Here is a 23721-nt window from a genome sequence, read left to right as displayed (position 1 = left end):
GCTGGCCGGCTCCGTTACTTCAGAGTGGCCTCATCGAAGTTGAATGAGGTATCGGGCATCACATAAAAACCGCTGAGGTTTTTGCTGTTGGCAGAAACCAGCTGTTCGACCACCAGCGGGATCCACGGATGATCCTGCCAGATGATGTCCTGTGCATCTTTATAGAGGCGCGCTTTCTCTGCACGATCGGTGGTTTTCAGCGCATCGGCCAGATCTTTGTCGACCTTTGGATTGCTGTAAAACGCGGTGTTGAAGATCGCCGGTGGCCATGCCGCCGTCGCAAACAGTGGCGTCAGTGCCCAGTCCGCTTCACCGGTGGATGCAGACCAGCCGGTGTAGAACATCCGTACCCCGCTCTCTTTCTGGCCTTTGCCCTCTACTTCGGCAGCACGCTGACCCGCATCCATCGCCGTGACCTTCACCTTCACACCAATTTGCGCCAGCTGCTGCTGCGTGAACTGCAACACCTTCTGCGCGGTACTGTGGTTGTGGGACGACCAGAGCGTGGTTTCAAAGCCGTTCGGGTAGCCTGCCTCTTTCAGCAGTGCCCGGGCTTTAGCCGGATCGTAGCTGATCGCCGGATAGGTCTGTGCAAAATCGATGGCGGGCGGCACAATGCCGGTGGCCGGCGTGGCATAACCGGCGAAGGCCACTTTCGCCAGCGCCTGACGGTTGATGGCGTACTCCAGTGCTTCACGCACTTTCGGGTTGTCGAACGGCTTCTGCGTCACGTTCAGGCTGATGTAGCGCTGCATAATGGACGGCGTGGTCACCACATCAAGCTTGCTGTTTTTCTCCAGTCGTTTCGCCTGCTCATAGGGCACAGGGAAAGCGAAGTTTGCCTCGCCGGTCTGCAGCATCGCAGCGCGGGTGTTGTTGTCCACCACTGGACGCCAGGTAATGCTGTCCAGCTTCGGATAGCCCTGCTTCCAGTAGCCATCCCACTTCTTCACCTTGACGAAATCGGTCTGATTCCAGGTGTCGAAAATAAACGGGCCGGTGCCCACCGGGTGGAAACCGATCTCTTTGCCATATTTCTTCAGCGCGGTGGGCGAAATCATCGCCGCCGCCGGATGCGCCAGGTTATTAATAAAGGCCGAGAACGGTGTCTTCAGCGTTACCTTCACCGTCGTCGGATCCACCACTTCCGTGCTGGCAATATATTTGAACAGGTTATAGCGTTTGAGATGATTATCCGGATTGCTGGCGCGATCGAGGTTGACCTTCACCGCCTCCGCGTTGAAGTCGGTGCCATCCTGAAATTTCACGCCCGGCCGCAGTTTGATGGTGTAGGTCAGACCATCAGGGCTCGCCTGATAGCTTTCTGCCAGCACATTGGTCAGCTTCATCGCTTTATCGAAGCCAAACAGCCCCTGATAGAAAGATTTCGCTACCGCCTGCGACAGCGTGTCGTTGGCATCATAGGGATCGAGGGTGGTAAAACTGGAGGCGACGGCAATCACCGCATCCTGTGCTGCCCAGGCGGGCAAGGTCATCGCGCTCAGCACGCCAGCCGCCAGTACCCCTTTACGCATCGTCATCTGCATCTTGTTCTCCTGTAATCCCTGTCGGGTTGGTCGCCGGAGCGACATCGTCACTGTTCAGGTCGCACTGATAACATGGCGGGCGACGAAATGGCCCGGGGCCACCTCCATCAGCGGCGCCACTTCAGGTTCATCCCCTAATGCATGAATCGGGCTGGGGATCTCATCGACCAGTAAGGCTCGTTCACGACGCCGGTGAGCCGGATCGGCTACCGGCACTGCCGCCATGAGTTTTCGGGTATAGGGGTGCTGAGGCCGCTCAAACACCGCCTGACGCGGCCCCATCTCGACAATCTGACCGAGATACATGACCGCCACGCGATGGCTGATGCGCTCCACCACCGCCATATCGTGAGAAATAAACAGAAAAGCGATGCCCAGCTCGCGCTGTAAATCGAGCATCAGATTGATGATCTGCGCCTGAATCGAAACGTCCAGTGCAGAAACCGACTCATCGGCAATCACCACTTTAGGATTCAGCGCCAGCGCGCGGGCAATACAGATGCGCTGACGCTGTCCGCCAGAGAATTCATGCGGATAACGCTGCGCGTGCTCCGGCAGCAGTCCGACTTTCTCCAGCAGCGCGGCGACGCGCTGTTCAGCCTCGCGGCGCGGCATCACGTTATGTACCAGCAGCGGCTCCATAATCGAGAAGCCCACCGTCAGCCGGGGGTCGAGTGAGGCGTAGGGATCCTGAAAGATAATCTGAATGTCGCGTCGCAGATGCGCCAGCACCGCGCCCGAGAGATCATCTATCCGCTGTCCATCAAACGTCAGGGTGCCGCCCTGGCTGGCCACCAGTTTCAGCAACGAACGTCCGGTGGTCGATTTGCCACAGCCTGACTCCCCCACCAGCGCCAGTGTTTCACCGGCATAGAGATCAAAACTGACTTTTTCCACGGCGTGAACCCGGCTCTTGACGCGGTTCAGCAGGCCGCCACGGATATCGAAGCGGGTCACCAGATCGCGCACCTGCAAAATGGGCGGCTGCTGGCGACGGACCGTGTCCTGAGGGGCATCATCCGGCGCGTCGCTGTGCAGCAGCGGGAATCTGGCTGGCAGAGGCTGGCCCTGCATTGCGCCAAGTTTTGGTACTGCTGCCAGTAGCGCCCGGGTATAGGGCTGCTGCGGGGCGCTGAACAGCTCGGCGACCGGGGCACTCTCGACCACGTCGCCGCGATACATCACCTGCACCCGGTCGGCCATTTCGGCCACTACGCCCATGTCGTGCGTGATGAAAATTACGCCCATCTGCATCTCTTTCTGCAGCACGCGGATAAGCTGCAGGATCTGCGCCTGAATCGTGACGTCGAGCGCGGTGGTCGGCTCATCGGCAATCAGCAGCGCCGGTTTGCAGCAGAGCGCCATCGCGATCATGACGCGCTGACGCATTCCGCCCGACAGCTGATGCGGAAAACGGGATAAAACATTTTGCGCGTCGGGAATGCGTACCAGATCCAGCATCCGGCGCGCCTCGGCCAGCGCCCCGGCGTGGCCCAGCCCCTGGTGCAGCCGGATTGATTCGGCGATCTGCTCACCCACAGAGAAGACCGGATTCAGCGAGGTCATCGGCTCCTGAAAGATCATCGCCATGTCTGCGCCGCGCACCCGCCGCATCTGAGCACGGGAGGCCCGCATCAGATCCAGCACTTCACCGTTACGACGACGCAGCTGTACATCGCCGCTGACGCTTCCGCCCGCCTGTTCAATCAGCCGCATCAGCGCCAGCGATGTCACTGATTTTCCGGAACCGGACTCCCCCACCAGCGCCAGCGTTTCTCCGCGAAACAGATTGAGTGACAGATGACGCACGGCATCCGTCACGGTGCCCTCATGCCGGAAACGCACACTGAGATCGCGCACTGCCAGCACCTGATCCGGAGCCAGCGGCGGTAACGTTTGCCTGTCGCTCATATCAGCTCCTTAATTTTCGCGATAGATAGCGACGTCCGCTGCTTCACCGACCCGCGCCACGGCCCGGTACATGCCTTCACTGTTAAACGGCAGCGCCACATTGCCTGCGCGATCCACCGCGATCAGCCCGCCGCTGCCGCCCAGTTCCAGCACGCTGTCATGAATGACATTCACGCAGGCCTGTTGCAGCGAGCGCCCGGCGTAACGCATCTGCGCAGCGACATCGTAGGCGGCCAGCGTACGTATAAAAACTTCGCCCGTGCCGGTGCAGGAGACGGCTACGCTGTCGTTGCTGGCATAGCAGCCAGCACCCGGCAGTGGCGAATCACCGACTCGTCCGGCCTGCTTATTGGTCATGCCACCCGTTGAGGTGGCGGCGGCGAGATTACCCGCCTGATCCAGCGCCACCGCGCCGACGGTGCCAAACTTATGGTCCGGATCGAGCGGCTCATCGCTGTGCGCAGCACCATCATGGTCCAGTACCGCAGCATCACTGTTCAGGGCACGCTGCAACTGCTCCCGGCGCGCCGGCGTCGAGAAATAGTCAGCGGCCACCGGCGCCAGTCCCTGTGCCAGGGCGAACTGCTCAGCGCCTTCGCCGATAAACAGCACATGCTCGCTGTGTTCCAGTACCGCACGCGCCGCCAGCACCGGATTACGCACCCGCGTCACGCCCGCGACTGCGCCCGCGTTCTGCGTCCGGCCATCCATCACGCAGGCATCCAGTTCATGCGTCCCCTGATGCGTAAACACCGCGCCTTTTCCGGCATTAAATAGCGGACACTCTTCAAGCAGACGCACCGTCTCGGTCACCGCATCGAGTGCGCTGCCGCCCTGCGCCAGAATCTGCTGACCCTGCGTGACGATATCGTGTAACGCCTGGCGAAACGCCAGCTCCTTTTCGGCGCTCATTGCTGAGCGCGTAATGGCGCCTGCGCCCCCATGAATGGCGATCACTGCATTGACCATAAGGCTCTGTCCTGTGGTTGCATCCGGACGAAAATCACTGATTTGAAATGAGTTTCATCTTTTTTGGGTGGATTTTGACTATAGGAAGCCTGCTAAGTGTTGTAAAGCGGAAACTGTTCCTGTGGTTATAACCTTTTCTTACCACACAGATTACTTTTGCCATAACACGGCGCAGCCAGACTGACAGCGATGTGACTCAGCGGCTAATTCCCACCATAATAGGCAGCATCTGACATAACCAGGCTGGACTGTTCATGGAAAGTTTTACTGCAGGTTTAATCTCCCTTGAGGAGGCGCAACAAAAAATGCTGTCACAGCTGACGCCCATCACCGACTCGCTCAGCGTGACGCTGGCCGGGGCGGCTGGTCGTATTACGGCCAGCGCCGTGACCTCTCCGATTGCGGTACCGCCTTTTGATAACTCTGCGATGGATGGCTATGCCGTCCGGCTGGCCGACGCCAGCAGCGGCCAGCCGTTACCCGTAGCAGGAAAAGCCTTTGCCGGCGCCCCCTTCAGCGGCGAATGGCCAGCGGGCAGCGTAATCCGCATCATGACCGGCGCGCCGGTTCCGGCAGGCTGTGAAGCGGTGGTGATGCAGGAGCAGACCGAAACTCAGGGTGACGCGATTGTGATTACCGCCCCGGTGCGTCCGGGACAAAATATTCGTCTGACGGGCGACGATATAAAACCGGGCAACGTGGTGCTGGCGGCAGGAACCCGTCTGGGCGCGGCAGAGCTTCCTCTGCTTGCCTCACTCGGTATTGCGCAGGTCAGCGTGTTGCGAAAACTGCGGGTTGCGATTTTCTCCACTGGCGATGAGCTCCGGCCGGTCGGCGAGCCGCTGGCTGAAGGGGAGATCTACGACACCAATCGTTTTGCGGTGTCACTGATGCTGCAAAAGCTGGGTTGTGAGGTCATCGACATGGGCATCATCAAAGACGATCCCGCCGCGCTACGTACTGCATTTACAGAGGCGGATCGGCAGGCGGATGTGGTGATTAGTACAGGCGGCGTCTCCGTCGGCGAAGCGGATTTCACCAAAAGTATGCTGGAGGAGCTGGGTGCCATCAGCTTCTGGAAGCTGGCGATCAAACCCGGCAAGCCTTTTGCCTTTGGCCGTCTCAGCAGCAGCTGGTTCTGCGGACTGCCGGGCAATCCGGTTTCTGCCGCCGTCACCTTCTATCAGCTGGTGCAGCCGCTGCTTGCCACCCTCACCGGCCAGCAGAAACCGGCGCTGCCGCCACGTCAGAAAGTGCGCTGTGCCTCGCGCCTGAAAAAGTCACCGGGCCGGCTCGACTTCCAGCGCGGTATCCTGCGGCAGAATGCCCAGGGTGAACGGGAGGTGGTCACTACCGGGATGCAGGGGTCCCATGTCTTCAGCTCTTTCGCTCAGGCTAACTGCTTTATTGTGCTGGAACGGGATCGCGGCAATGTGGAGCCGGGCGAGTGGGTGGACGTGGAACCTTTCAATACTCTGCTGGAGGCGTAAATGCTGCCCGAATTAAGCGATGAGGAGATGCTGCGCTACAACCGGCAGATTGTCCTGCGTGGCTTCGATTTTGACGGTCAGGAGCGGCTGAAAGCGAGTCATGCGCTTATTGTCGGGCTGGGCGGACTGGGCTGTGCCGCTGCGCCCTGGCTGGCGGCGGCCGGTATTGGCAGCCTGACGCTACTCGACTTTGACACCGTGTCGCACTCTAACCTGCAACGGCAGATTCTGCATCACGATGCCGATATTGGCCGTGCCAAAGTGGATTCAGCCGCGCAGAGTCTGTCTGTGATTAATCCCCACTGCCAGTTACACGCGATCAACGGGAAGCTGGACGATGCGGCACTGCTGGCGCTGATTGCCCGGCAGCAGGTGGTACTGGATTGTACCGACAACGTTGCAGTGCGTGAACAACTTAACCGGCTCTGTCGTCAGCAGCGGGTTCCGCTGGTTTCCGGCGCGGCAATCCGGATGGAAGGCCAGATCAGCGTATTTAACTGGCAGCCCGGCACCCCCTGCTATCGCTGTATCAGCCGCCTGTTTGGTGAACAGACCCTGAGCTGCGTGGAAGCGGGCGTGATGGGGCCGCTGGTTGGCGTCATCGGCGCAATGCAGGCGATGGAGGCGATTAAGGTTCTGACCGCATTTGGCGAACCCGCTGCCAGCCGATTGCTGATGTACGATGCGATGAGCGCGGAATTCCGCAGCATGAAAGTGGCGCAGGACGCGCACTGTGAAGTGTGTGGTGATGGAGCTTAACGTCAGCGTGAAACACGCTGTTCAACGCAATAAGAGCAGCTAAAAAGCATTGCGGGCAAGGCATGGCGTGACTGCGTCTTTGCGGAAAGCGCAGGCTTCCTGAAGCCTGCGCAGACTATTCAGACCCGGCCAGACTACCTGTCCTGAACCACAGCCCGCACGCCCTCTTTCAGTCAGTTTATCCTGCCAGCTCAATCTTCAAAGCAGAGGAAGCCTGCGCCTGGAGCAAAGCATCGCGGGCCAGGAATAGCGTTCCCGCGTCTTTGCGGAAAGCGCAGGCTTCCTGAAGCCTGCGCCTGAGACTTCGACTGCTCACTGTCTCTCAGCGAAACTGCGAAAAGCCTGCAACCCGCTCATCAGGCCAAAAAAAGGGTGGCTTTCGCCACCCCGTTTTCATCAGACGATGCCCTGACTTCGCAGGTAATCCTCATAATTACCGGTGAAGTCAATCACGCGGTCCTCTTTCAGCTCAATCACGCGGGTTGCCAGCGAGCTGACAAACTCACGGTCGTGTGAAACAAAGATCAGCGTGCCTTCATACATCTCCAGCGCCATATTGAGCGATTCAATGGACTCCATATCAAGGTGGTTGGTCGGCTCATCCATAATTAAGATGTTCGGTTTTTCCATCATCAGCTTACCGAACAGCATACGACCCTTTTCACCCCCCGACAGCACTTTTGCCGGCTTCTTAATATCGTCCTGAGAGAAGAGCAGCCGGCCCAGAATACCGCGAATAGTCTGCTCATCATCGCCAGGCTGCTTCCACTGACTCATCCAGTCAAATACGGTCAAATCATTGGCAAAATCGTCAGCGTGATCCTGTGCGTAATAACCGATACGCGCATTCTCTGACCATTTAACGCTGCCGTTCTCTGGCGTAAGCTGACCTACCAGCGTTTTCAGCAGCGTCGATTTACCAATACCGTTTGCCCCGATGACCGCCAGCTTTTCACCCACTTCCAGTAGCAGATTTAAATTCTTAAACAGCGGACCGTTATCAAACCCTTTGGTTAATCCTTCCACTTCAAGCGCATTACGGAACAACTTCTTGTCCTGTTCGAAACGGATAAACGGGTTCTGACGACTGGAGGCTTTTACTTCATCCAGCTTAATTTTATCCATCTGTTTAGCGCGTGATGTCGCCTGGCGCGATTTAGAGGCGTTGGCGCTGAAGCGACTGACAAACGATTGCAGGTCGGCAATCTGTGCTTTTTTCTTAGCGTTATCGGCCAACAGGCGTTCACGTGCCTGGGTCGCAGCGGTCATATATTCGTCATAATTACCGGAATAGACCCGCAGCTCGCCATAATCCAAATCGGCCATGTGCGTACAGACCATATTAAGGAAGTGGCGGTCATGCGAAATGATAATCATAGTGCTGTCACGCTCGTTCAGCACCTGCTCCAGCCAGCGGATGGTATCAATATCCAGGTTGTTTGTCGGTTCGTCGAGTAACAAAATATCGGGATTCGAAAACAGCGCCTGGGCCAGAAGTACGCGTAATTTAAAACCCGGCGCAATTTCGCTCATCGGGCCATAATGTTGCTCGACCGGAATGCCCACGCCCAGTAATAACTCACCCGCACGCGACTCGGCGCTGTAGCCATCCATCTCACCGTAAAGCGCCTCAAGGTCGCCGACCTTATATCCCTCTTCTTCGCTCATCTCCGGCAAAGAATAGATCCGGTCACGTTCCTGCTTTACTTCCCATAATTCATGGTGACCCATGATAACAGTGTCGAGAACGCTGAATGTTTCAAAGGCGAACTGATCCTGACGCAGCTTACCAATGCGCTCATTAGGATCGTAAGAGACGTTGCCGCCTGTTGGCACCAGATCGCCACCCAAAATCTTCATGAAGGTGGATTTTCCGCTGCCGTTCGCACCGATTAAACCGTAACGATTACCGCCGCCAAATTTAACGGAGATATTTTCGAACAGTGGCTTGCTGCCAAACTGCATGGTGATATTGCTGCTAACTAACACGGCATTGACCTTTGTGAAGAAATGGATGAAAAAACGGCGGCTATTATGCCAGATGTGACGCAGCGCACGCCAGCGTCAGGCACGGATTCCTCGCGCAGTGATTGATATCCCGACAGAAATAAAAAAGCCGGCAGGCCATCATGGCCCCCCGGCTCCCACTTACAAGGATTGTGTCGATCAATCGATCAGGAAACTGTCCAGCGTTTTACCGGCGTCCAGCGCTTTTTTAATCGCTGCCGGAGTACGGCCCTGGCCAGTCCAGGATTTCTGTTCACCGTTTTCGTCGGTGTAAGAATATTTAGCCGGGCGCGGCGCACGCTTGGTGCGTTTTTTTCCGCTTTCCAGCGCGCCTAATAATTCATTAGGATCGATGCCGTCAGCCAGCAGCATTTCGCGATATTTTGACAGCTTCTCTTCTTTTTCGCGATTCTGCGTCTCTTCCGCTTCCGCTTCTTCACGGCGTTCAGTAACAACGACAGTTAATTTTTCCAGGATCTCTTCAAGATCGGTCAGTGGAAGTTCACGAGCCTGGGCACGTAATGTGCGAATATTGTTCAGAACCTTAAATGCGTCACTCATCACAATGTCCTTGATTAAGGGGGGTTAATAAAACTGTAGCGCCAAGACTACCTAATTCAAATAAAAAAATAAATTATTTTTACGCTACAGATAATTCTTAAGTATTAATTGAGCTGAAACAGCACTTTTAAAATCACGCTGGGCTGACGTTTTATTAACGGCGAATTAACAACAAACTGTGTCTCCGATCCCGGATTGAAAACGATTTCAACATTTTAATCCCGCCAGCGGTTCATAAACCGTTGCGACAAAAAACGGGCAGAACAGCCACATTATTCCGCGCAGCGGGCCCGGCGGGTACCGATTAAAAAGTTTTCTAATCGCGATCTCAGTCACAATACCTTACAGATTCTGTTTAAAAAACCTTCTTCACTGCGGGTAAATAGTGCAAAAGATCGCAGCTGCGCCGCACTTTTAATTAAACCCCTTACTGGCTGCTGACTTTTTTTTTGCCGCTGCGGTTACCGGCAGGATCGGATTATTCGCAGTTTACTAAGCAAAAGAATAAACGTTGTGTCAGGTGCCGCAGAACCAATAGCAACAGGTGACGCCTCTGTGAAGTGTTAAGTCGCTCTGAACAAATCACCCGGTAAATAAAATCAGATTAGTGACAGGGTCCAGAATCCCGAATCGCCACAGGCCGGTGCCAGAAATAAACGCAGGTTGAGCAGAGGGATAATAATCGGGTGGCGAGCGCGGCATTATTAAGCCGCTTCCCACAGACGCCGTTGCGCGGGGATAGCTCTCTATTCAACAGGTTAGAACAACACCTGTCCACATTTAGCCCTGCGCGTTACGCTGAATATGACCGGGCAACGTGAAGAAAAGAGGCGTATCAGGCGGTCACCGATTTACAGCCGCGACCGCCGGAAGATTAATTTACCTGCGTGGCCGGACCAAAAACGGGAAATTGCGGCATATTAACGTTCTGATACGTTTCCCAGCCGCCGCCCAGCGCCTTATAAAGCGCCACAAGGTCAAGCGCGCTTTGCATCCGTGCCTGTGTGGCCTGCTCCTGTGCCTGAGCGAGCTGCCTCTGCGCATCCAGCACTTCCAGGAACGTAGAAAGTCCCTGACGGTAACTGTCGCTGGCGAGATCGAAGGTACGTTGCAGGGCGCCAGTGGTCTCATCCAGCGCGGTAACGCGCTGCTGGTCGGCACGGTAGCTGACCAGCGCATTCTCCACATCCTGCAACGCCGTCAGCACCGTCTGACGATAATCCAGTGCAGCGCTGGCCTGCTGCGCCCGTGCCAGCCTGACGCTCGACACCAGCTGCCCTCCCTGGAAAATCGGTATCGATAACGAGGGGCCGTAACTGTAGAAATGGCTGCTCCAGTTGTCGAGATAGCTGACATCTGTGTTGCGCACTCCAAGTTGCCCGGTCAGCGACAGGCTTGGGAAAAGCTGCGCCACGGAAACGCCAATCTCTGCGGTTTGTGCATGTAACGTTGCTTCAGCCTGACGAATATCGGGCCGGCGACGTGCCAGCGTGGCGGGAATGCCAACAGGCACAAACTGCGGCAGCGTCGGCAGGGCTTTTGGCGTTGCGAGTTCAGCATCCAGCGCACCTGGCGTTTTGCCGAGCAGTACCGCTAATCCATTCATCGCCTGCCGCGCCTGTGACTGATACTGAGGCAGCTGTGCCTGCAGCGAACTGAGCTGCGCACGTGCATTCTCCACATCAGTCAGCGGCGCCAGACCATTCTGCTGCTGGCTCCGGGTCAGTTCGGTCGTCTGTTGCGCCACATCAATCTGCTGCTGAAGCGTCTGGATAGTGCTCTGCGCGCCACGCAGCTGCAGCCAGGCCCGCGCCACTTCAGCCTCCAGTGAAACCAGCGCATCGTTGCGCTGCTCAATTGCCGCCTGCTGTTGCGCATTGGCGGCTTCAACCTGGCGGCGTACTTTGCCCCACAGGTCGAGCTCCCAGCTGGCATCGAAACTGCCCTGATAGAGGTTAACAGGCTGAGTTAAGCCGTTGAGCTGGCTGGCCACGCTGCTGTCGAGCTGGTCGTTAGCACCATTAGCCTCCAGCAGCCCTTTCAGCCCGAGCTGCTGACGCGTTACCTTCGCTGAGGCGCCCAGACTGGGGAACAGACTGCCCTGAGCCTGTGTCAGCTGTTCACGCGCGCCGGCAATGCGCAGAACCGTCTGTTGCAGGCTGAGATTACCCGCTATGGCCCGGTCGATCAGGCTGTCGAGTTGCGGATCGTTAAAACTACGCCACCAGCGGGCGTTGATCGCACTGTTCTGCGGCTTTGAGCCCTCCTGCGAATCCAGGCCGTGATAACCGCCAGGTAACACCGGTTTCGGCGCCTGGTAGTCTGGCCCGACGGCGCAACCTGCCAGCACCAGGGCCAGCAGGACGTTCAGGGATTTCAGGCGATGAGAGTAAAAAACCTTCATGTTAGTGTGCTCCTGCACTGCCTTCGCTCTTGATCGGCGACAGCAGCCAACAAAATGGAATCAAAATCAGGGCGACAATACTCAGGCCTGAGAAAACATCGATATAAGCAAGGATGCGTGACTGAACGATCATTTCTTTATAAAGCTGACCAGTGGCCAGCGTGAGCGGATCGCCCACCGCCGAGGTAAAGTCGCGGATCGCCTGTGCCCAGTGCTGCAGTGTGATGTTGAACGGCTCGTTCAGCGGCGTCATGTTGTGCACCATGTGGGCCGACCGCACCTGTTCGCGCTCGGTAATCGCCGCCGTTGAAAGCGAGATGCCGATCGAACCTGCCACGTTACGAAACATGGTGAACAGCGCCGAGGCGTCAGCGTTGAGCCGCTGCGGGATGGTGATAAAGGCGATGGTCGTCAGCGGCACAAACAGGAAACCCAGTCCGATAGACTGCGCGCTGCGCATCATCACCAGCGTTTTGAAATCGACATCCGGCGTCAGAGTCGAGGAGTAGAAAAACGCCATAGCCAGACAGCTGAAACCAAACGCGATGATGTAGCGTGTCTGCACGATCGGCATCAGTTTCAGTACCAGCGGAATGGTCAGGACGATCAGCACCGCACCCGGTGAGAGCACCAGACCTGACCAGGTGGCGGTATACCCCAGGTCCTGCTGCGCCAGCTGTGGCAGAACCACGGAGCTGCCGTAAAGAATCATCGCCATGCCTGCCATCAGCAGCCCGGCGACCCAGAAGTTGCGGTCCTTCATCACCAGAATGTCCACTACCGGTTTACGGGCGTACATCAGCCAGTAGACCGCGCCGACGATACCCACCAGCGCCAGCACGGCGAACAGGACGATAAAGTGAGAGGCGAACCAGTCCTCATCCTCGCCACGGTCCAGCATCACCTGCAGACAGCCCAGCCCTAAGGTAATCAGGCCGATACCGATGTAATCAATATTCAGTTTGCCTTTGGCCCATTTACGCTCCCACGGCGGATCTTCCAGCAGCTGGTAGATCGCCAGCACCGTCAGCACGCCCACCGGAATGTTAATAAAGAACACCCAGCGCCAGCTGTAATTGTCGGTAATCCAGCCGCCTAACGTCGGGCCGATAACCGGCGCAACAATAATGGCGATAGAGGAGAGTCCAAAGGCCTTGCCGCGATCCTCCGCCTTGAAGTAGTCCAGCAGCACGGACTGCTGAACCGGCTGCAGACCGCCGCCGAAGAAGCCCTGCAGCACGCGGAACAGAATGATCTGCCACAGTTCGGTGGCGATACCGCACAGGAAAGAGCAGATGGTGAACATCACGATGCAGATCAGGAAAAACTGTTTGCGGCCAAACAGCCGGCTGAAGAACGCAGAGATAGGCAGGACGATGCCGTTCGCCACCAGATAGGAGGTCAGCACCCAGGTTGACTCGTCGTAACTGGAGGAGAGCGAACCGGCGATGTGCGGCAGCGCCACGTTAACGATGGTGGTGTCGAGGATCTCCATAAACACCGCCAGCGTCACCGTGATCGCGACCAGCCACGGATTGCTGGCCGGTTTCCAGCTCTGCGCCGTACTCATTCCACAGTGACCTTAGGTTCGACGGAGAGGCCCAGCGGCAGCGGATGGTTCGGGTCCAGACCTTTGTCGATGACGATCTTCACCGGTACGCGCTGCACGATCTTTACGTAGTTGCCGGTGGCGTTTTCAGACGGGAAAGTGGAGAAACGTGAACCGGAGCCCATCTGGATGCTGTCCACATGCCCTTCCAGTTTCATGTCCGGCCAGGCATCCACGCTGATTTCCACTTTGTCGCCCGGATTCATGCGTTCCAGCTGCGACTCTTTGAAATTCGCGGTGATCCAGATATCGGGGGAAACCAGTGAGAAGAGCGAGGAGCCGGCCTGCACCAGCGTGCCCAGCTGGACGTTACGTTTGGTGATAAACCCGTCATAGGGCGCGCGCACCTGGGTGTAAGAGAGATTCAGATCGGCGGTGCTCAGCTGGGCTTTCGCCTGCTCAACCTGCTGCTGACGCGCTTCTACATTGGTCTCCTGCTGACGGATCTGCAGGGCAACCTGAGAGGCGACTTCGACCTGCGCTTTGGCGCTCTGAAGCTGCGCCTGCGCCGAACGTAACTGTGCAGAGGCGCTGTCAATATTGCGCTGACTTGTGGCGCGCGGGTCGACGCCGCGCTGGCGACGGTAGTCCGCCTGCGCATTAAGCAGGCTGGCCTCGGCTTTCGCCTGATCAGCCAGCGCCTGATCGCGCTGCGCCGGATACTGAACCCGAGACAGGGCCAGTTGCGCCTGCGCCTGATGCAGCTGCGCTATGGCCAGGCCAAGCTGCGCCTGCGCCTGTTCACGCTGGGCGCGGTTATCACTGGGGTCTATCTCAACCAGCAGATCGCCCTTCTTCACCCGCTGGTTATCTTTCACCAGTAGCTTCACGACATAGCCAGAGGCTTTAGGCGCAATAGTAACCGCATCACCCTCCGTGAACGCATCGTCGGTGGTTTCCAGATTCCGGTTAGCAAACCAGAACCAGAAACCGACAATCAGCATAATCACCACCACTATCGCCAGAATAATCAGCGGCTTTTTACCGGGGCGTTTACGCTCCGGCTGCGAGTCGTTGTCCTGATTATCGTCTGACTGAGAGCTGTTCTCCGTCTCGTTATCTGCGTCCTGCTGGTGTGGATCGCGTTGCTTGTTCTCGCTCATAGTTTCCATCACTGGCTAAGGCCCTGATTCCGGGCATAAAGGTCCTGTTAACCTTATATCGGAAACTGACAAAATCCAGTGCAACTTTACGAAACTTGAGAAATGGCGCACATCCTGCCACCTGTTCACAGTGGCGGGATGTGTCAGGACTAGTGGAGCAAATTCAGCAGCAGCCAGCCAGTGGCCATTGACCAGGCCAGCAGAGGAAGGGAAAAGAGATGGAAACGCCACCAGACGGCCCGGTCTTTCGCCATACGTAAGGCGATCAGATTCGCAAGTGAACCCGGCAGCAGACCGAATCCACCTATGTTAACTGCCCAGGCAAGCACATCCGTTGGCGGCACTTTTTGCAGCAGCAGAATGGTCGCGGGCACATTACTGATCACCTGCGACAGGCCAATCGCCAGCAGGTAGAGCTGCCCCTGACCAAAGTGTGACACCGCATCAAAATGCGCCTGCATCACCGGCAGACGCGTCAGCAGGAAGACGTCAATAAACATGGCGATAAATACGACCAGCAGACTCCAGTCGATGCGCATCAGCACCGGACGGGCCATCACAAGAAAGGTGGCCAGAATCAGCAGCAGGATCCAGCCGGTGATCTCCAGTTCCAGACCGGCAATGAAGAGCAGATAGAGCACCACGCTGACGATAAACAACGGTTTCTGCCACTGAGGCTGTTCCGGGTTGTCATGTTTATCAATTGAACGCTTTGAAAAGCTGAACCAGGTCAGCACCACCAGACTCAGCAGCAGCCAGGCGGCCAGCGGCAGCATCTGCAGGATAAACGCGACGACACTGAGTTTCCCGTGGCTCCATAACAGAATGTTTTGCGGATTGCCGACCGGTGTCAGCAGCGATCCGGCGTTCACCGCCAGCGCTTCGAAGATGATCAGGCGCGAAATCGGCAGATGCGAGAACTTACGCAGCGTCAGCGTTAATGGCACCAGAATAAACAGCGCCACATCGTTGGTCAGGAAGGTAGAGAGCAGCGCCGCCGCCAGCACCATAAACAGTGCCAGCGCCCGTTCGTGGCGGAAACGCGCAATCAGCCGGCTTCCCAGCACGTCAAAGTAGCCACTGGTTTCCAGCCCTTTGGTCAGAATTAACAACCCCGTGAGCGTAATAATCGTATGCCAGTCTACGGCACCCGGCAGGTCGGCCCAGCGGAAATCCGCCAGACATGCCAGAACAACACCAATCACGATTAATAAATGCAAAATTGAGTCATGCAAAAAAGATCGAAGCAGTTGAGGCATGATGAGGGTACGCCTTAGCGTTAGCGGGTTTCGGAGAACTTCTTAAATACAGCCAGCGTTTCATCACTGACGTGATGTTCAATACCTTCTGAGTCGCGTCGGGCCGTTTCGGGGCTGATGCCCAGCGCCAGCAGAAAACTTTCCACAATATGATGACGGGCGCGGCTCTCTTCCGCCAGCTTCTCGCCTTCGCTGGTCAGAAAAACGCCACGATATGGCACCTGCTCAACCAGCCCGGCACTGCCGAGCCGCTTCAGCATTTTCGCCACGGTAGGCTGCGACACGCCCAGACGGGCCGCCATATCGACCTGACGCGCTTCACCAAATTCACCAATTAAATCAGAGATTAACTCAACGTAGTCATCAATTAACTCGCGACGATGCGCTTCGCGCACCTGCCGAAAACCTTCGACATGCTCTTCAATATCTTTCAGTGGCCCTTTCGGCGCAGAAACCACGCTTTTAGCACGACGACTCATTAAGTTTCCTCATTATTATGTTCCGTACGATTACGGCTATACGGATTTAGCTGCGCTTATTGTAAACCAGCCGCAAAGAAGCTCAAATTTTTCGTCATTAGCCTTGGCTAAGGGATATAGCCAGTGCTATATTTGATGATAATGTAAGCAGCACCATGATGATCCTGTGCGATCCTCTTACGATGGTGTAGAGCCTGGCTCTCACCCCGGCTGCAGACGACCGCGTCGACAATGATTGGGAGGTGATTCTATGAGCACCCTGAAATGTTGCTTAGATTGCAGCAAATGCTTCCAGGCAGAGAAAAAATCAACCATGGAGATGAAATCCTGGCTGTGCCTGCTGACACGTTCCCCGTTTACACTGCGTCTGATGTTGATTGAAAAATTGCTGGGCCATAAGCCTGCTGACCGTCGCTGTCAGAACCTGATCTGGCGCGGCTAATCCCGATTCAATGCCTTTCAGCTTCTGGCTGAAAGGCCCCTCATCTTTTCCACTCTCTGCTTTCTTTCACCGCAACAAAACATCATCCCTGAATGGCCCGGTCACGCCGGAAGGCGTACGTACGTCTGGCAAGAGGGAAAAGGAATACGCGGCAGAGACAGACATAAAATGCAGGCAATAAAAAACGGCCCACAAGGGGCCGTTTTCTGGCAGGTCAGCTAAGCTTAGAAGCTGTAACCTACGCCAGCAATCCAGGTACCCACATCGACGCTGCGGATACGGCTCTGCTCGTAGCCCACATCCAGTGCAACGTTTTCGATTGGGTTGAACTGCAGGCCTGCGCCGTAAGAGAAGCCTACGTCGCTTGAATCATTTTTAGCGCGTGAATCAGTATCGTTCTGCTGGAATTTACCGTAGCCGATACCTACAACGCCGTAGATGCTTGCCCAGTCGTTCAGACGGTAAGCAGGACCACCGGTCACACCGTAGTACTGAGCTTTGTTGTACACGCCAGCGTCGGTACGATCTTTTTCGGTGTAAGTGAATGAACCGATCCAGCCCAGTGGGTTAGAACCGTCTTCGTAGCGGTATTTCAGGTTGAAGCCGTTAGCTTTGTTAGCCACGCCCTGATAGTCGCTCTGAGCATAGCCACCAGTTACGGTGCTCTGTGCCATTGCTGAACCTGCAGATACTGCCAGTACACAGGCTAATGCTGAAAGACATGCAATTTTTTTCATAACCACCTCAAATGTGAAAATACTTCTCTCCTGACAACGCTAAAAATATAACAAAAAATAGCGAGAAACTCTGCCCGGATTTTGTTGTCTAAGAGAATGTTTGGTGTAACAGGAAGTTAATGCGATATCCTATGTCATTCATTTTACTTATAAAATCTGTCATCTTCCTGACATAATCTTTTTGTGCTCATTTTGTGCTTTAAGTAAATTCCTAAAAAAACCTGACATTTCTTTACCTAAATGGCCCTGATTCTGGCTAAAAAACACGCAGCCCGCATAAGGTTAAAACGTGAAACGGTGATTTTTTTGCCTGCTTTTCCTTTACACTGGCTCGTACAACGCTGATGAACAGGAAAAGTACACAGGATGTCTGCCTCTCCCGCTTCTAAAAACCTAACACCTATAGTTTTGCCCATTGCCGTATTGCTGGTTGCCATGCTGTCGCTCCAGGGGGGTGCTTCGCTGGCAAAAAGCCTCTTCCCTTCTGTGGGTGCGACCGGCATAACCGCACTGCGTCTGACCTTTGGCACCCTGATACTCTGCGTCATCTTTAAGCCCTGGCGTTTGCACTTCCGGCGGGAGCAGCGCCTGCCGCTGCTGATGTATGGACTGGCATTAGGTGGCATGAACTTTATGTTCTATCTGGCAATTCGCACCGTGCCGCTGGGCGTCGCTGTCGGACTGGAATTTACCGGTCCGCTGGCGCTGGCGCTGTTTGGCTCACGCCGGCCGCTGGATTTTATATGGGTATTGCTCGCCGTAGCGGGCTTGTGGTTTCTGCTGCCTTTCGGCTCGGATATGACGGCCATTGATCCGACTGGCGCGGCATTGGCCGTCGGTGCAGGGGCCTGCTGGGCAGTGTATATTCTGGCAGGGCAGCGGGCGGGTGCAGAGCACGGTCCGGCCACCGTCGCCATCGGTTCACTGATCGCCTCAGTGATTTTTGTGCCGCTGGGACTGACCTTCGCAGAAAGCGGTCTCTGGCAGTGGGGCGTAATGCCGCTCGCTTTCCTTATTGCCCTGCTCTCCAGCGCCATCCCCTATTCCCTCGAAATGATTGCGCTGACCCGCTTACCGGCACGTATCTTTGGCACGCTGATGAGCCTGGAGCCTGCGATGGCCGCCTTTTCAGGCATGCTCTTTTTAGGAGAGACGCTTACCGCGCTGCAATGGCTGGCCCTGCTGGCCATCATCGTTGCGTCGGCCGGCTCAACCCTGACGATGCGTCCCAGGAAGAACCAGTTAAACAGCGTTGAATTATCAGATGACAGGCATTAATTAATGCTTTCAGCCCATCGAGCTGATGGGCTGAATAAAAATCATGATCTTCCTGAGAATTATTCCCACGTTTACATTCTTAACAATCTTTCTTTGTTTAAACCGTCATTTACCCTTTAAACACCATCTTATTTAAGTTGATGATTTTAATGATTAAATCGTAAAGTTATATTTTAACATGTTATTAACTCATCGATTTCCACCAGACTTTTAATAAAGCATTACGCTATTTCTGTCATCGTTAAAGCCGTTCCTGCAAAGCTGAAAAGTGCTGCTATACTTATCCGGTACTTGATTAGGACAACCATCAAAGAGAGGACTGAAACGATGAGTACCGCTAAATTGGTTAAAACTAAATCTTCCGACCTGATTTATACCCGCAATGACGTGAGCGATGACGAAAAGAAAGCCACCATTGCGGTGCTGAACCGTCTGGTCGTTGAGTTTATTGATTTGTCACTGATTACCAAGCAGGCGCACTGGAACATGCGCGGTGCTAACTTTATCGGTGTGCATGAGATGCTGGATGGTTTCCGCACGACGATCACCGATCACCAGGATACTATCGCTGAGCGTGTTGTTCAGCTGGGCGGCGTGGCACTGGGCACCACGCAGGTAGTTAATGACCAGACCCCGCTGAAAAGCTATCCGCTGAACATTCATAGCGTGCAGGATCACCTGAAGGCGCTGGCCGACCGCTACAGCGTTGTCGCTAACGACACCCGCAAAGCGATCGATGAAGTCAAAGATGAAGATACTGCGGACATCTTCACAGCGGCATCCCGTGACCTGGATAAATTCCTGTGGTTCATCGAAGCCAACATTGAATAAGCGTAAGCGTAAGCAGAAGCTATCAGGCGGGGAAACCCGCCTTTTTTACGTCTGCGTTATCCCCTTTTTATGACCCTGTTAACAGTTCTCTTCTCCTCCTCTTCACAGCTTTAACATCTCAGGCAAACTACCGATTGCACCAAAATAGCCGCATGCACCAAAAGTGATCACCATAATGGTGCAAAGGCAGAATTAACTGCAAAATCGTGTCAGCTATATTTCTCAACTCACTGATTTCGAAGATTTTGCAAAGTTGGCATAATTCTTTCATACGACAAGCCGCAAACGCAGGCCCTGCCGCCTGATCCTTATAAGGAAAAAATGATGAAGTCACTGTTAAAAGTTTCTGCAGCCGCGCTGGCGCTGGCCTTAGCCTTCTCGTCGTCTGCAGCAGAAAAGAAGCTGGTTGTCGCGACAGATACCGCCTTTGTTCCGTTTGAATTTAAACAGGGTGACAAGTATGTCGGTTTTGATGTGGATCTCTGGGATGCCATTGCGAAAGAACTGAAGCTCGATTACACCCTGAAGCCGATGGATTTCAGCGGCATCATCCCTGCACTGCAGACGCGCAATGTCGATCTGGCGCTGGCGGGCATCACCATTACTGAAGAACGTAAAAAGGCAATCGCGTTCTCTGACGGCTACTACAAAAGTGGTCTGCAGGTGATGGTGCGTAACAATGAAAACGACATCAAAGGCATCAGCGATCTCAACGGCAAAGTGGTGGCAGTGAAAAGCGGCACCGGCTCGGTGGAATACGCAAAAGCTAACATCAAATCTAAAGATCTGCGTCAGTTCCCGAACATCGACAGCGCCTATATGGAGCTGGGTACAAACCGTGCCGACGCCGTGCTGCACGACACGCCAAACATCCTTTACTTCATCCACACCGCCGGTAAAGGTCGCTTTAAAGCGGTAGGCGAGTCGATCGAAGCGCAGCAGTACGGTATCGCCTTCCCGAAAGGCAGCGACGATTTGCGTGAAAAGGTTAACGGCGCGCTGAAAACCCTGAAAGAGAACGGCACCTACAACACGCTGTATAAAAAATGGTTCGGCACCGAACCTAAATAATAAATTTCTGTATCCGACTTTCGGCAGGGAAAATTTTTCCCTGCTTTTTTCCATTGCAACCTATCTGGAGTGACACCATGGAGTTTGACTGGAGCGTCATCTGGCCCGCCATGCCAGCGCTGCTTGAAGGCGCCAAACTGACCTTAATTATCTCTGTTATGGGCCTGATTGGTGGCCTGATCATCGGACTGATCGCCGGTTTTGCCCGCGCTTACGGTGGCTGGATCGCCAATAATATCGCCCTGGTCTTTATCGAAATTATCCGTGGTACCCCTATCGTAGTGCAGGTGATGTTCATCTATTTTGCACTGCCGATGGCGTTCCCCGACCTGCGTATCGATCCCTTCACTGCGGCCGTCGTGACCATCATGATTAACTCCGGCGCCTATATTGCCGAAATTACCCGTGGTGCGGTGCTGTCGATCAACAAGGGCTTCCGTGAAGCCGGACTGGCGCTGGGCCTGTCGGGCCGTGAGACGCTGCGCTACGTGATCATGCCGTTGGCGCTGCGCCGTATGCTTCCGCCGCTGGGCAACCAGTGGATTGTCAGCATCAAAGATACATCGCTGTTTATCGTTATCGGTGTGGCTGAACTGACACGTCAGGGTCAGGAGATTATTGCCGGTAATTTTCGCGCGCTGGAAATCTGGAGCGCCGTGGCAATTATCTATCTGGTCATTACGCTGGTGCTGAGCTTTGTGCTGCGCCGCATTGAGAAAAGGGTGAAAATCCTGTGATTGAATTTAAAAATGTTTCCAAGCACTTTGGCCAGACCCAGGTGTTACACAATATCGATCTGAAGATTAACCAGGGCGAAGTGGTGGTGATTATCGGCCCCTCCGGTTCCGGTAAATCGACCCTGCTGCGCTGCATCAACAAGCTGGAAGAGATCACCAGCGGCGACCTGATTGTTGATGGCCTGCACGTCAACGATCCAAAAGTGGACGATCGCCTGATCCGTCAGGAAGCGGGCATGGTATTCCAGCAGTTTCACCTGTTCCCTCAGATGAGCGCACTCGATAACGTGGCGTTTGGTCCGATTCGGGTGCGCGGCGCCAGCAAAGAGGCGGCACGCCAGCTGGCGCGTGAGCTGCTGGGCAAAGTGGGCCTGGCCGAGCGGGCGCATCACTTCCCGTCTGAACTCTCTGGCGGCCAGCAGCAGCGTGTGGCGATCGCCCGCGCGCTGGCGGTGAAGCCGAAAATGATGCTGTTCGATGAGCCGACCTCTGCGCTGGACCCGGAGCTGCGTCATGAAGTGCTGAAAGTGATGCAGGATCTGGCGGAAGAAGGCATGACGATGGTGATTGTGACGCACGAAGTGGGCTTTGCCCAAAAAGTGGCTTCGCGTCTGATCTTCATCGACAAGGGACGGATTGCGGAAGATGGCGATCCTGACAGCCTGATCAGTAACCCGCCCAGCGAGCGTCTGCGCGAATTCCTGCAACACGTCTCCTGATCACAACGGGCCGCTTAGCGGCCCGTTTCATTTGGGGACTGAATGCGCGCGGTGCGGCAGCTATGCCGGGACTGCACCGGGAATACTTTAGCTTCCCAGGCGACTCAGCAGTTTGCTGAGCGCGGCGGCGGGCATAAAACTCCACGCCAGGAAGCGGCTCTGCTTCTGTCCCTGCGCCATGTTTACCACCCGCAGTTCAGCGACGTCGAGCGCCTGCAGCTGCTTTTCCAGGGCCGGCAAATTCTCTTTGCGCGACACCAGCGAGGTAAACCAGCCGATCTGGCGACCCAGCGCGACGCTTTCGGCAATCATCTTACCGATAAACGCCTTTTCGCCACCGGGATACCACAGCTCATTGTGCTGGCCACCAAAGTTCAGCGGCGCACGCTTATCCAGGCCGAGATTGCGAACCTTACGCTGGGTGCCCATCGCCGCCTCTTCGGCCGACGCATGGAACGGCGGGTTACACATCACCGCGCTGAAACATTCATTCTTACTGACCACTCCGGCCAGAATCGCATCGCTGTTTTTCTGCCGGCGCAGGCGGATCTGGCGCGTCAGACGCGGATTGGCCGCGACAATGCGGTTCGCGGCTTTAATGGCGGTCTCATCAATATCGGTGCCGGTAAAGCGCCAGCCATATTCTGCCGCGCCAATCAGCGGATAGATGCAGTTAGCCCCGCAGCCGATATCCAGCACGTCTGCCGCCGGGATTGTCCCGTTGTTGTCCAGCGCCAGCAGATCGGCGAGATAGTGCAGATAGTCGGCACGCCCCGGCACCGGCGGACAGAGTGAGCCGGGCGCGAGCTGCCAGTCGATATCGTAAAACAGCTTAATCAGCGCCTGGTTCAGCAGCATCACCGCGTCCGGATCCGCAAAATCCACGGACTGCACGCCGTAACCGTTTGGCCGCACTTTCGCCGCCAGCGGCGGATGGGCAGCGGTTAACGCGGCAAAATCGTATTCGCCCTGATGGCGATTGCGGGCGTGGAAAGGCGACGTGCTGGCTGACTTTTTCATACGTTCTCTCAGTTATTCAGGCGCGCGTACAATACGCTGTAGACGGCGGAAAATAAACCCGCACCATCCGCTAACCGCTTTCTGTTTTCGTGGGCGATGCTGTCGGGCTAAGATAACTAAAATCAACTGCCGGAGACGTTATGACCACCAAGCGCTATTCCTATCAACCCCGTGCCGGTCACGGTCTGCCGCACGACCCCCTGAACGCGATTATCGGCCCACGACCGATAGGCTGGATCAGTTCGGTCAGCGCCAGCGGCCAGCGGAATCTGGCCCCCTACAGCTTCTTCAACTGCTTTAATTATCAGCCGCCGATTATCGGTTTCGCCAGCAGCGGCTGGAAAGATAGCGTCCGCAATATCGCAGAGACGAAAGCGTTCGTCTGGAACCTGGCGACCCGCTCGCTGGCCGAAGCGATGAATGAAACCTCAGCATCGCTGCCTGCCGATCAGGATGAGTTCGCCTTTGCCGGCTTAACGCCGCTGGCGGCTTCTCAGGTTGCTGCCAGCCTGGTGGCAGAAAGTCCGGTCAACTTTGAGTGCCGCCTGACGCAGCTGATTCAGCTGCAGGATGCCAGCGGCAACCCAATCGACAGCTGGCTGGTGCTGGGTGAAGCGGTGGCGATCCACATCGATGAGTCGCTGCTGGAAGAGGGCATCTATCAGACAGCCAGAGCCGAGCCGGTTCTGCGGGCGGGCGGCCCCAGCGCCTATTACGGCATCAGCGAGTCACAGCGCTTTGATCTGGTCCGCCCGGACGCGCGCGCGAAGTAACCCTCACCCCACGCG

General features: G+C 55.7%; 22 protein-coding genes. 9 read left to right on the top strand and 13 right to left on the bottom strand.

Going from position 1 to position 23721, the window contains the following annotated elements; all coding sequences use genetic code 11:
* Nucleotides 1-14 precede the first annotated feature (14 nt).
* From gsiB to ACLHDD_RS03510, 3 genes are read right to left on the bottom strand one after another with little or no spacing between them, the layout of a single operon-like run.
* Nucleotides 15-1547, bottom strand: a complete 1533-nt coding sequence (gene gsiB, locus ACLHDD_RS03520; protein ID WP_427102961.1) for a glutathione ABC transporter substrate-binding protein GsiB — start codon at nucleotides 1545-1547, stop codon at nucleotides 15-17.
* A gap of 54 nt (nucleotides 1548-1601) precedes the next feature.
* On the bottom strand, nucleotides 1602-3458 hold the full coding sequence (locus tag ACLHDD_RS03515) for a dipeptide ABC transporter ATP-binding protein (RefSeq protein ID WP_427102960.1): 1857 nt from the start codon (nucleotides 3456-3458) through the stop codon (nucleotides 1602-1604).
* Between the two features lie 9 nt (nucleotides 3459-3467).
* Nucleotides 3468-4427: an isoaspartyl peptidase/L-asparaginase family protein gene (locus ACLHDD_RS03510; RefSeq protein WP_427102959.1), complete on the bottom strand. Its 960-nt coding sequence runs from the start codon at nucleotides 4425-4427 to the stop codon at nucleotides 3468-3470.
* A gap of 254 nt (nucleotides 4428-4681) precedes the next feature.
* Here ACLHDD_RS03510 and moeA point away from each other — a divergent pair, with 254 nt between their 5' ends.
* Nucleotides 4682-5917: a molybdopterin molybdotransferase MoeA gene (moeA, locus tag ACLHDD_RS03505; protein ID WP_427102958.1), complete on the top strand. Its 1236-nt coding sequence runs from the start codon at nucleotides 4682-4684 to the stop codon at nucleotides 5915-5917.
* Entirely contained in the window at nucleotides 5918-6676 is a 759-nt protein-coding gene (gene moeB / locus ACLHDD_RS03500) for a molybdopterin-synthase adenylyltransferase MoeB (protein ID WP_427102957.1), read from the top strand.
* 396 nt (nucleotides 6677-7072) lie between these two features.
* On the opposite strand, the gene ACLHDD_RS03495 is transcribed toward moeB, so the two are convergent.
* From ACLHDD_RS03495 to mntR, 7 genes are all read right to left on the bottom strand, one after another.
* Nucleotides 7073-8665, bottom strand: a complete 1593-nt coding sequence (locus tag ACLHDD_RS03495; RefSeq protein ID WP_427102956.1) for an ABC-F family ATPase — start codon at nucleotides 8663-8665, stop codon at nucleotides 7073-7075.
* Nucleotides 8666-8842: 177 nt separating this feature from the next.
* A complete protein-coding gene (locus ACLHDD_RS03490; RefSeq protein WP_427102955.1) occupies nucleotides 8843-9244 on the bottom strand; it encodes an H-NS family nucleoid-associated regulatory protein in 402 nt (133 codons plus the stop codon).
* 874 nt (nucleotides 9245-10118) lie between these two features.
* A complete protein-coding gene (locus ACLHDD_RS03485; RefSeq protein WP_427102954.1) occupies nucleotides 10119-11648 on the bottom strand; it encodes an efflux transporter outer membrane subunit in 1530 nt (509 codons plus the stop codon).
* A gap of 1 nt (nucleotide 11649) precedes the next feature.
* Nucleotides 11650-13218, bottom strand: coding sequence for a DHA2 family efflux MFS transporter permease subunit (locus tag ACLHDD_RS03480; RefSeq protein ID WP_128085864.1), 1569 nt, complete (start codon nucleotides 13216-13218; stop codon nucleotides 11650-11652).
* On the bottom strand, nucleotides 13215-14360 hold the full coding sequence (locus ACLHDD_RS03475; protein ID WP_427102953.1) for an HlyD family secretion protein: 1146 nt from the start codon (nucleotides 14358-14360) through the stop codon (nucleotides 13215-13217). Before ACLHDD_RS03475 ends, ACLHDD_RS03480 begins: the two co-directional genes overlap by 4 nt.
* A 149-nt stretch (nucleotides 14361-14509) precedes the next feature.
* Entirely contained in the window at nucleotides 14510-15619 is a 1110-nt protein-coding gene (locus tag ACLHDD_RS03470; protein WP_427102952.1) for an SLC13 family permease, read from the bottom strand.
* Between the two features lie 20 nt (nucleotides 15620-15639).
* Complete coding sequence (mntR, locus tag ACLHDD_RS03465) at nucleotides 15640-16098, bottom strand: manganese-binding transcriptional regulator MntR (protein WP_003850512.1); 459 nt, start codon at nucleotides 16096-16098, stop codon at nucleotides 15640-15642.
* A gap of 250 nt (nucleotides 16099-16348) precedes the next feature.
* On the opposite strand from mntR, the gene ACLHDD_RS03460 reads away from it, so the two are divergent.
* A complete protein-coding gene (locus ACLHDD_RS03460) occupies nucleotides 16349-16540 on the top strand; it encodes a hypothetical protein (RefSeq protein ID WP_427102951.1) in 192 nt (63 codons plus the stop codon).
* A 224-nt stretch (nucleotides 16541-16764) separates the two neighbouring features.
* On the opposite strand, the gene ompX is transcribed toward ACLHDD_RS03460, so the two are convergent.
* Nucleotides 16765-17277: an outer membrane protein OmpX gene (gene ompX, locus ACLHDD_RS03455; protein WP_427102950.1), complete on the bottom strand. Its 513-nt coding sequence runs from the start codon at nucleotides 17275-17277 to the stop codon at nucleotides 16765-16767.
* 236 nt (nucleotides 17278-17513) lie between these two features.
* Nucleotides 17514-17714: a hypothetical protein gene (locus ACLHDD_RS03450; protein ID WP_427105239.1), complete on the bottom strand. Its 201-nt coding sequence runs from the start codon at nucleotides 17712-17714 to the stop codon at nucleotides 17514-17516.
* On the opposite strand from ACLHDD_RS03450, the gene rhtA reads away from it, so the two are divergent.
* The 5 genes from rhtA to glnQ all read left to right on the top strand — a co-directional run bounded on the left by rhtA (nucleotide 17644) and on the right by glnQ (nucleotide 21913).
* Complete coding sequence (gene rhtA, locus ACLHDD_RS03445; protein ID WP_427102949.1) at nucleotides 17644-18555, top strand: threonine/homoserine exporter RhtA; 912 nt, start codon at nucleotides 17644-17646, stop codon at nucleotides 18553-18555. The genes ACLHDD_RS03450 and rhtA overlap by 71 nt on opposite strands.
* Nucleotides 18556-18882: 327 nt before the next feature.
* Nucleotides 18883-19386 carry a DNA starvation/stationary phase protection protein Dps gene (gene dps / locus ACLHDD_RS03440; protein ID WP_427102948.1) on the top strand — a complete coding sequence of 168 codons (504 nt, stop codon included), beginning with the start codon at nucleotides 18883-18885 and terminating at the stop codon, nucleotides 19384-19386.
* Between the two features lie 324 nt (nucleotides 19387-19710).
* Nucleotides 19711-20457, top strand: coding sequence for a glutamine ABC transporter substrate-binding protein GlnH (glnH, locus tag ACLHDD_RS03435; protein WP_427102947.1), 747 nt, complete (start codon nucleotides 19711-19713; stop codon nucleotides 20455-20457).
* Between the two features lie 77 nt (nucleotides 20458-20534).
* Nucleotides 20535-21194: a glutamine ABC transporter permease GlnP gene (gene glnP / locus ACLHDD_RS03430; protein ID WP_427102946.1), complete on the top strand. Its 660-nt coding sequence runs from the start codon at nucleotides 20535-20537 to the stop codon at nucleotides 21192-21194.
* On the top strand, nucleotides 21191-21913 hold the full coding sequence (gene glnQ, locus ACLHDD_RS03425; protein ID WP_293773823.1) for a glutamine ABC transporter ATP-binding protein GlnQ: 723 nt from the start codon (nucleotides 21191-21193) through the stop codon (nucleotides 21911-21913). The genes glnP and glnQ overlap by 4 nt, the downstream gene beginning before the upstream one ends.
* An 87-nt stretch (nucleotides 21914-22000) precedes the next feature.
* Here the strand turns inward: glnQ and rlmF are convergent, their stop codons facing one another.
* Nucleotides 22001-22933 carry a 23S rRNA (adenine(1618)-N(6))-methyltransferase RlmF gene (gene rlmF / locus ACLHDD_RS03420; RefSeq protein WP_427102945.1) on the bottom strand — a complete coding sequence of 311 codons (933 nt, stop codon included), beginning with the start codon at nucleotides 22931-22933 and terminating at the stop codon, nucleotides 22001-22003.
* A gap of 140 nt (nucleotides 22934-23073) precedes the next feature.
* Here rlmF and ACLHDD_RS03415 point away from each other — a divergent pair, with 140 nt between their 5' ends.
* Nucleotides 23074-23706 carry a flavin reductase family protein gene (locus tag ACLHDD_RS03415; RefSeq protein WP_427102944.1) on the top strand — a complete coding sequence of 211 codons (633 nt, stop codon included), beginning with the start codon at nucleotides 23074-23076 and terminating at the stop codon, nucleotides 23704-23706.
* The last annotated feature ends 15 nt before the right edge of the window (nucleotides 23707-23721 follow it).

It is taken from the genome of Pantoea sp. NSTU24, assembly GCF_050157905.1.
Lineage (GTDB): Bacteria > Pseudomonadota > Gammaproteobacteria > Enterobacterales > Enterobacteriaceae > Pantoea.
This window is presented reverse-complemented; position numbering and strand designations above follow the sequence as displayed.